At 57.9% G+C, this 8,000-nt stretch carries 9 protein-coding genes and 1 pseudogene; 1 reads left to right on the top strand and 9 read right to left on the bottom strand.

Features of this window, described 5'->3' with window-relative positions; translation table 11 throughout:
* Positions 1-725 precede the first annotated feature (725 nt).
* The 3 genes and pseudogenes from ACNQP3_RS28955 to ACNQP3_RS28965 all read right to left on the bottom strand — a co-directional run bounded on the left by ACNQP3_RS28955 (position 726) and on the right by ACNQP3_RS28965 (position 3,552).
* A pseudogene (locus ACNQP3_RS28955) lies at positions 726-1,178 on the bottom strand (chromate resistance protein ChrB domain-containing protein).
* Between the two features lie 69 nt (positions 1,179-1,247).
* Positions 1,248-2,618, bottom strand: coding sequence for a chromate efflux transporter (gene chrA / locus ACNQP3_RS28960; RefSeq protein WP_012316909.1), 1,371 nt, complete (start codon positions 2,616-2,618; stop codon positions 1,248-1,250).
* Positions 2,611-3,552: a chromate resistance protein ChrB domain-containing protein gene (locus tag ACNQP3_RS28965; RefSeq protein WP_012316910.1), complete on the bottom strand. Its 942-nt coding sequence runs from the start codon at positions 3,550-3,552 to the stop codon at positions 2,611-2,613. Before ACNQP3_RS28965 ends, chrA begins: the two co-directional genes overlap by 8 nt.
* Positions 3,553-3,742: 190 nt before the next feature.
* Here ACNQP3_RS28965 and ACNQP3_RS28970 point away from each other — a divergent pair, with 190 nt between their 5' ends.
* Complete coding sequence (locus tag ACNQP3_RS28970; RefSeq protein WP_012316911.1) at positions 3,743-5,047, top strand: MFS transporter; 1,305 nt, start codon at positions 3,743-3,745, stop codon at positions 5,045-5,047.
* A 40-nt stretch (positions 5,048-5,087) separates the two neighbouring features.
* On the opposite strand, the gene ACNQP3_RS28975 is transcribed toward ACNQP3_RS28970, so the two are convergent.
* From ACNQP3_RS28975 to ACNQP3_RS29000, 6 genes are all read right to left on the bottom strand, one after another.
* On the bottom strand, positions 5,088-5,261 hold the full coding sequence (locus ACNQP3_RS28975) for a DUF1289 domain-containing protein (RefSeq protein ID WP_012316912.1): 174 nt from the start codon (positions 5,259-5,261) through the stop codon (positions 5,088-5,090).
* A 69-nt stretch (positions 5,262-5,330) separates the two neighbouring features.
* A complete protein-coding gene (gene dmeF / locus ACNQP3_RS28980) occupies positions 5,331-6,272 on the bottom strand; it encodes a CDF family Co(II)/Ni(II) efflux transporter DmeF (protein WP_012316913.1) in 942 nt (313 codons plus the stop codon).
* Positions 6,269-6,544, bottom strand: coding sequence for a metal/formaldehyde-sensitive transcriptional repressor (locus ACNQP3_RS28985; protein ID WP_012316914.1), 276 nt, complete (start codon positions 6,542-6,544; stop codon positions 6,269-6,271). Before ACNQP3_RS28985 ends, dmeF begins: the two co-directional genes overlap by 4 nt.
* A 170-nt stretch (positions 6,545-6,714) precedes the next feature.
* On the bottom strand, positions 6,715-6,837 hold the full coding sequence (locus tag ACNQP3_RS28990) for a hypothetical protein (RefSeq protein ID WP_016489889.1): 123 nt from the start codon (positions 6,835-6,837) through the stop codon (positions 6,715-6,717).
* A 74-nt stretch (positions 6,838-6,911) separates the two neighbouring features.
* The gene (locus ACNQP3_RS28995; RefSeq protein ID WP_012316915.1) at positions 6,912-7,568 is read right to left on the bottom strand and encodes a hypothetical protein; all 657 of its coding nucleotides are present in this window, start codon (positions 7,566-7,568) and stop codon (positions 6,912-6,914) included.
* A gap of 11 nt (positions 7,569-7,579) precedes the next feature.
* On the bottom strand, positions 7,580-8,000 hold a 421-nt coding region (locus tag ACNQP3_RS29000), incomplete at its 5' end, for a HupE/UreJ family protein (protein ID WP_416470695.1).

The raw sequence follows: 8,000 nt of genomic DNA on the forward strand, positions 1-8,000 counted from the left end.
AGAATATCTTCAAAACTCTCGCAGACCTCAGAATATCTAAGTCAGAGTCGTGGAACTGTAAGTAAAGGTTTCGTTCAACATCCGAAAGGGGCATTTCATCAGGTTGGATTCGCAACAGCACGGGTTGCGGGTCCCTGAAGAGCAGAAAAGGTAAGGGGCGAAGCTTCAGACGAAGGGCCGGAAGCCTCGCAGGAGACGATGAGATGGACCTCACCGGCTCCTGCGACAGCTTTAATTCTCTAAACCCAATTTTGATGTTACGGATTAATAAACTTTGTCACAAAAGCTCTTGGATTCCGCGGCCGAGCGGGGGCGCTGATCCTGGAGAAGAGAGAATAAAGGTTGTCACAAAGCATAATCTTTCAAAAATTCTTGGGCTTTTCCGTTTAATAAAGGTCGTCACAACAGTAAAGGTTGTCACAGCAAAGGTTCAGCCAAAGAAAAATCACAAGGATATATCGTGCAAAAACCCCGGAAAAATTATGATGGTATCTTTGTACACAGAGGTAATCGGTACGAGCTTCTCCTGTTCACAGGTACTAAGTCTGTCTCATGCCCCCTCTTCACTCTGCCAGCACACAGTCCTAGATCGGGCCTTACAGTCCGGTTGGAAGCGATTCTCGGCTGCGCGGCGAAACAAGCAAAGGGCCAGTACAGCGAGCTCATGACGCAGCCCCACCGATACGTCATCAGAAGAAATTTCCATTGCCCGGCAAGCTGAGTTCTTACATCTGCGGTGGCCTGGTGTGCGTTTCACCGTGGCAGTCACGGCACCATGCAAAGAGGGCGTCTTACAGAATCCGGCCATGTTTGAGCATTTCGTGGTCATCCGTGTAGCAGCGAAACAGCCCCAAAGAAATGGCGTAAAGCCCCGCCGACTGGGGCGTGAGATCCAGCCTGGACGTGTCCGCGCCACGGACGATTTCGGCGAGCTTGGCCAGAGTGGGATCATCGAGCTGGTACTTCTTGAGGAAGGCGTCGAAGCTGCTTAACGGCCCGACATGGCTCAGGTCTACCCCTAGAATGTCATAGAGCGTGGCACCTTCATCACTTGCCACGCGCAAGACCTCGCTGCTGGGGACGTAGCGGAAAACCGGGACTGTATCGATGAAGCGCTGGATGAGCCAAGGACAGGCGATCCGATCGATCTTTGGACGTTCACGCGTTACCCATTTCATTGGACACCCCACCGCCGGCAGGCGATGGGTCATGAAACACCGGCCGATGATGTCGGCCGGCAGTTGGTTTCAACCACGCAACATGTGGACTGCCAGGCCTGCCAGGGCGCAAGCGAATAGAACCTGAATGACACCCCGCTTAAAGCGGAATAGGGCAATTGCTGCAGCAACCGCTATCATCGCTGAAGGCCAGTCAAACGCCCCACTGAAGCCTTTTGGCCAAAGTACGTGGTAGCCGAAGAACATGGCGAGGTTCAGGATCACCCCCACCACAGCCGCGGTGATGCCTGTCAGCGGTGCAGTGAATTTCATCTCGTTGTGAGTCGACTCCACCACTGGGCCACCGGCAAGGATGAAGATGAAGGAAGGCAGGAAGGTGAACCAGGTCACGAGGCTCGCCGCGACTGCACCGGCAAGGAACGGGTGCTCCGCACCGAACATCGGATGCACGTACCCACCGATGAATCCGACGAAGGCAACCACCATGATCAGTGGCCCTGGCGTGGTTTCCCCCAAAGCGAGGCCATCGATCATTTGGGTTGGCGTCAGCCACCCGTAATGACCGACAGCGCCCTGGTAGACATAAGGCAGCACCGCGTACGCCCCGCCAAACGTCATCAGTGCAGCCTTGGTGAAGAACCAGCCCATCTGCGTCAGGCTGCCGTCCCAGCCAAACGACAGCGTTAGCAACCCCATGGGCAGCACCCACAGCGCTCCACCGACCAGCAGCAGGTGTACCAGATGTCCCCAGCTGAAACGGGCATGCTCAGGGGTTGGGGTGTCGTCATCGATCAGCGCCGGACCGAAGCTGTTCTTCGCGGCCCCATGACCGCCGCCGATCACGAACTTGCCGGGTGCGAAGCGGCCCCCCACATAGCCGATGATGGCGGCCACCAGCACGATCAGCGGGAACGGCACGTTGAGGGCGAAGATAGCGACGAACGAGGCGCCGGCCATAGCCCACAGCCAGCCGTTCTTGAGGGCTCGTGAACCAATCCGGTGTGCAGCGTGGACGACAATGGCGGTGACCGCCGGCTTGATGCCATAGAAAATGCCCGCGACTACCGGCACCTCGCCAAAGGCGACATAGACCCAGGACAAACCGATCAGGATGAACAGTGAAGGCAGCACGAACAATGCGCCGGCAATTACCCCACCCCAGCTGCGGTGCATGAGCCAACCGATATACGTTGCGAGCTGCTGAGCCTCGGGGCCGGGCAGCAACATGCAGTAGTTCAGCGCGTGTAGAAACCGTTTCTCGCTGATCCACCCCCTACGCTCGACCAACTCCTGATGCATGACTGAGATCTGTCCGGCAGGCCCGCCAAAGCTGATGAAGCCTAACTTGAGCCAGAACAGGAAGGCTTCATACAGACCGATCGGCTGCTGAGACGCTTGCGATGGCGGCTGTTCACTTACTGCGGAGGTGGTATCAACCATTTTGGGCTTCCTCGCTTGCGAAAGCCGTCAGCAGGCCATCGAAGATGCCTCCTGCGACCATTGTCAGTTGATCGTCATCGCCAATGCTCTCTCTCAATCCGGCGAGGACACGCTCGATACCGGGTGCTTCGGAAGGTTGTACGCCTCCCACATCCAGGTAGTGGATGACACCCGCCAGGCGTGCCAGGCCTGGCTGCTGAAAGGCGAAGCTCTCGATGAGGGTTTCGAAGGAAACCCGCTGGCCAACGTGGCTGAATCGGGCCCCATCAAAATCAAAGCCGAGCGCATCGCTTGGGCAGTCGCTGGGACTGTCCAACCAAATGAATTGGGCATCGGCATCAACGAAGCGACGGATCAGCCAGGCACAGGCCAACCGGTCTACCCAAGGACGTTTTCGCGTTGCCCATCGGCGACCTTGGTATTCGCTGCGCTCCAGCTGGTTGATCGCCTCATCGTGCGCACTCGGCTCATCAGAAGACAGAGCGCGGCTAATCGCGGTCTCAAGCTCCTGCAGGGCCGCGTCGGCTTGGGTCTTGAGTACACCTGGGAAGAAATCGATCGCTGCCAACTGGCCGAAGGCCTTCCTGAGCTTGCGCACCTGTCGGGCTGTCAGCAACGCATTATCCGGGGATAGGTCAGCTCGGCAGCCTGCAATTTCTTCCATCAGCTTGGCGTATTCATCGCTTCTGTCGAATAGCCCGCTGAAGCGCTCCTCGCGTTCTGGCAACGACAGCAGAAATGCCGTGCCGTTGATGGCTAGCACATCTCGCTCCACGGCTTCGAACGTTTCGCGGCCCGCGCTTTGTTCCGGCAGCAAGTACACACCATCGCGTAGCACGGCGGCGCCAGAGGCCTTCAGCGTTCTCCAGGCGCGCATTCGTTCGGTGGCGTTTGCTGTCGGCAGTCCCAAAATCAATAGCGACCAGCTAATCATGTAGAAAACTCAACATAAAATGTATCTTTTCCTACATTAAGCCAGTTTCGTCCAAATGCAACGGGTATTCATCGAGCGTGTCGAGCCGTATGGAATCGCGTTGACCATATCCCCCTGGGGGGGATACGCTGTTGTCGATCTGATGAAGTTCAGGCGATAGAGATCGCCTCCAGCCGTGCACGGAGGTGCCATGCTATCTGTCCTGAAAAACCGCACTTACAGGCACCTGTTCATTGCTCAGGTGATTGCCTTGATCGGCACCGGCCTGGCGACCGTAGCGCTTGGGCTTCTGGCCTATAATCTAGCCGGCGCGCAGGCCGGCGCCGTCTTGGGCACTGCGCTCGCGATCAAGATGGTGGCCTACATTGGCGTGGCGCCGATTGCCGGTGCGTTTGCCGAACACCTACCCAGAAAAGCCATGCTGGTCTCCCTCGACCTGGTCAGGGCAGCCGTGGCGCTGTTACTCCCGTTTGTCACCGAGATCTGGCAGATCTACGTGCTGATTTTCGTGCTGCAGTCTGCATCTGCCGCGTTTACGCCAACGTTCCAGGCCACCATTCCTGACATCCTCCCTGACGAGCGTGAGTACACCCGGGCGCTATCACTTTCGCGCCTGGCTTATGACCTGGAGAGTGTTATTAGCCCGATGCTCGCGGCAGCCCTGTTGACCGTGGTCAGCTTCCACAGCCTGTTCGGTGGCACCGTCGTGGGTTTCCTCGTGTCAGCTGCGATGGTGGTTTCAGCGGTATTGCCGGTAGCCGTTCGCGGGCCCAAGCGGAGCATCTACGAGCGGACGACCAAAGGCCTACGGATCTTCCTGCGTACCCCGCGCCTGCGCGGCCTCCTGGCCTTGAACCTCGCAATTGCTGCAGCCAGCGCGATGGTTATCGTGAATACGGTCGTGTTGGTTCAGGCGAAGCTTGGGCTGGATCAGAGCGCGATGGCCATGGCGTTGATGGCTTTCGGTGGCGGTTCGATGGTGGTGGCCATGCTGCTTCCGCGACTTCTTGAGCGTCTGGACGATCGTAAGGCCATGCTTGCCGGCGGAGCGATCCTGGTGGCTGGTTTGCTGATCGGGGCTTTCGTCTCCAGTTATTCGGCCTTGGTTGTTCTGTGGGTGGTGCTGGGCGCTGGATATTCCCTGGCACAAACGCCGTCGGGGCGGATCTTGCGTCGATCTTCTTCGGCTCAGGATCGACCAGCGCTGTTCGCGGCGCAGTTCGCCTTGTCTCATGCTTGTTGGCTGATTACCTACCCGCTGGCCGGGTGGCTGGGAGCCAGCGTCAGCCTCACTGCTGCGTTCGTTGGCCTAGGTCTACTCGCTGGGTTTGCGTGGACACTGAGCAAATGGATCTGGCATCCCGACCATGAGCACGAGGTTGTGTCGCATCAGCACGACGATCTTTCGGAAGATCATCCTCATGTCGCTGATGGAAAATCTCATGCGCACTCGTTTGTCATTGATGAGCTCCACCGGAAATGGCCACGGCGATAGCGCCCTCCATCCAGGGCGGTGGAGAGTCGCTGGGTCGGTGCTATTTCTTGAGCGCCTTCAGCCGCGCACTGGCTTTCTGTACGGCGGCCATCTTCTCCGGACGTTTCATGCGCTTCCACTTGCGGATTTCATCTTTCGACCGTCCGCAGCTTACACAGAGATCGCCCTTCAACTGACAGAGTGAAATACAAGGGTTCTCGATCTGCGAAGCCATGGATGAGTTACCTGTGGGCAGGATTGTGGCGCGTGAGTGCAGGCCGCCTCAGCGGCCCGCATCCACAGATTAGGCTTGGTGAATTTCGACGGTCAGGTGCCGAATTTCATGAACCGGCAACAGCCGCTCACGAATACTTTCAACACTGGTTGCGGCTTTGCCAACAACGCTGACGATAGCGGCGTGGGCGTCGGGGCCTACGCGCCAAACGTGAAGATCGCAGATGCGGACGTCACCCGGTTGCTCAATGAACTCGCGGATTTCCTGCGCTACGTGATCATCAGTTTTGTCCAGAAGGACGCCGGCAGTCACTTTCATCAGGTTCCAGGACCAGCGCCCGATAACAACGGCGCCGACGATGCCCATCACAGGGTCGAGCCAGACCCATCCAAGGTATTTGCCCGCCAGCAGTGCGACGATCGCAAGGACCGAGGTCAGTGCATCGGCCAGGACATGCACATAGGCCGATTGCAGATTGTTGTCGCCGTGCCCGTGGCCATGATCGTGGTGATGGTGGTGGTCATGCCCGTGATCATGGTTGTGCCCGTGGCCCAGCAGCAACGCACTCACGATGTTCACCAGCAAGCCAACTATCGCGATACCAATCGCGATGCTGAATTGCACTTCATTCGGTTGGAACAAACGGACGATCGACTCAGCACCCACTGCCAGGGCAACGAGTCCCAGGATCAGCGCCGAAGCAAACCCACCCAGATCGCCGACCTTGCCCGTACCAAAACTGAACCCAGAGTTGGTGGCGTGTCGCTTGGCATACGCGTATGCAGCGGCCGCGATGCCGAGCGCACCAGCGTGTGTGGCCATGTGGAAGCCGTCGGCGAGTAGGGCCATCGATCCGGTGATGTAGCCTGCGGCAATCTCACCCACCATCATTACAACGGTCAGCAACACGACCCAGAGCGTGCGCTTCGCATTCTCTTCATGGGAGGCACCGAGAAAAACATGGTCATGGGTGGTTGCCGTCGTGCTCATAGCTTGGATGTCCGAAGTCATTTTGAGTACCGCTGAATGGCTTCCAGGAGTTCTTCTACGCCCTTGCTGCGCTCTTCGTCAGTAAGTGACGGGTGAGCTACGTGCGCCCTGGCGTGATCCTTGATGATTTCGTCCAGCAACCCATTCATCGCTCCACGGGCCGATGCCACCAGTAGCAGGGTCTTGGCGCAGTCCTCTTCTTCCTGAAGGGCTTTTTCAATTGCCTGCACCTGCCCAGCAATGCGTTTGACGCGCTTGAGCAGCGCCTCTTTGTTCGATGCGAGATGGCCCATACCATACTCCCCCTATGTATATTGGCGCGGAGATTGTCATACCCCACCCCCCTATACAAGAGACCAGTAATCAGCAGGCGATTTTTGAGACGAGCGGGATGACTGGCGAACGTATCAACCGTCATCCTGAGGAGCGGTAGATAGAGCCTTCCTTGGCTCTAACCGGGGTATCAGTCGTGAGCGTGGCCATGGCCCGCGCTATCGTTCGACACCTCTGGCTCGGCATCGCCGCATGCGACGAGCAGGCCGAGGAGACCGATTACAGCGAGCGAACGTAGCAGTTTGATGGTCATGTCGTAGGTTCCACAGTGGTGAGATCAAAAAATTGATAGGTCGAGGCTCACTTCTAGTGAGCCTCGACCACGCGTCATTTCTTCAGGTTGAGATAGTCGCCAGTCGTGTTCAGCACAATGGTGACGTTACCCGTGGTACGGTTGCGCCAGAACCAGCCATGGGTGCCGTCGAAGAGCGCAGTCAGCTCACCCTTGTCGCTTTGCACCTGACGACCCTTGCTGTAGCTGTGGAAGTCGCCCTGGGCCGCGTCATAGGTTTCACCGTGGGTGTCGTGGTTGACCGGTCCCGAAGCATTCCACTCATATGCAACGACAGTTCCCTTACGCATTTCGAGCTTGATCTCGCGCCCTTCGCCTGGCTTGAGGGTCAAACTGACCTCGTCGGTTTTTGCCGCTGGCTGCACTGCTTGCTGGGCAGGCTGCACCGCTGCAACTTGTGGAGCCGGAGCGGGAGCAGCCTCGGGAACCGGTGCCGGTATTGCCGGCGCAGGTACAGCGGCTTTCGTAGCGGCCTCATCGGCCAAGGCTTCTTGGGCGAGGGAGATCTTGATCTCGCCCATCTGGGTAAGACCCATGGCTCGGCCCAGACCTGTTGGGTCGACGGCATACTCCGAAGGCATGACCACGGTGACCAGAAGGCCCATCGCGGCAGCGAAGGCGATGGCGGTGGATCGAATGAGCTGACGGCTGCTCGGCAGTTCGTTTGCCGAAGGAAGTGGGGAGTTGAACATGTTCAGAATCCTCAAGCGGTAACAATCAGGCCAGTCAGCTGATAACCCATCAGCAGGAAACCGGCGCTCATCATGGCAACGTTGGCGGTGTAGGCGTGACGCCAGAAACCACCGGTTCTTCTCCAGAAGCCCATCACGATCAGGATGGCGCTCAGCGCGAGCAACTGACCGATCTCAACCCCGACATTGAAAGCAATGAGGTTGGGGATCAGGCCGTCGGCCGAGATTTCGTACTCCTGGATCTTTGTTGCCAGGCCAAAGCCATGCAGCAGGCCGAAGACGAGCGTCGCGGCTTTGGTGTTCGGCTGGTAACCGAACCAGCGCTTGAAGGCCCCCAGGTTGTCCATCGCCTTGTAGACCACCGAGAAACCGATGATCGCGTCGATGATGTAGGAGCTGATGCTGATCTCAGTAAGCACGCCGAACAGCAGC

The sequence above is a fragment of the Pseudomonas sp. LFS074 genome, assembly GCF_047978165.1.
Lineage (GTDB): Bacteria > Pseudomonadota > Gammaproteobacteria > Pseudomonadales > Pseudomonadaceae > Aquipseudomonas > Aquipseudomonas putida_P.

Bases quoted from the DNA above. Each gene is read 5' to 3' on its own strand.
- chrA (WP_012316909.1), bottom strand. From the start codon at position 2,618: ATGGTTGATACCACCTCCGCAGTAAGTGAACAGCCGCCATCGCAAGCG.
- ACNQP3_RS28965 (WP_012316910.1), bottom strand. From the start codon at position 3,552: ATGATTAGCTGGTCGCTATTGATTTTGGGACTGCCGACAGCAAACGCC.
- ACNQP3_RS28970 (WP_012316911.1), top strand. From the start codon at position 3,743: ATGCTATCTGTCCTGAAAAACCGCACTTACAGGCACCTGTTCATTGCT.
- ACNQP3_RS28975 (WP_012316912.1), bottom strand. From the start codon at position 5,261: ATGGCTTCGCAGATCGAGAACCCTTGTATTTCACTCTGTCAGTTGAAG.
- dmeF (WP_012316913.1), bottom strand. From the start codon at position 6,272: ATGACTTCGGACATCCAAGCTATGAGCACGACGGCAACCACCCATGAC.
- ACNQP3_RS28985 (WP_012316914.1), bottom strand. From the start codon at position 6,544: ATGGGCCATCTCGCATCGAACAAAGAGGCGCTGCTCAAGCGCGTCAAA.
- ACNQP3_RS28990 (WP_016489889.1), bottom strand. From the start codon at position 6,837: ATGACCATCAAACTGCTACGTTCGCTCGCTGTAATCGGTCTCCTCGGC.
- ACNQP3_RS28995 (WP_012316915.1), bottom strand. From the start codon at position 7,568: ATGTTCAACTCCCCACTTCCTTCGGCAAACGAACTGCCGAGCAGCCGT.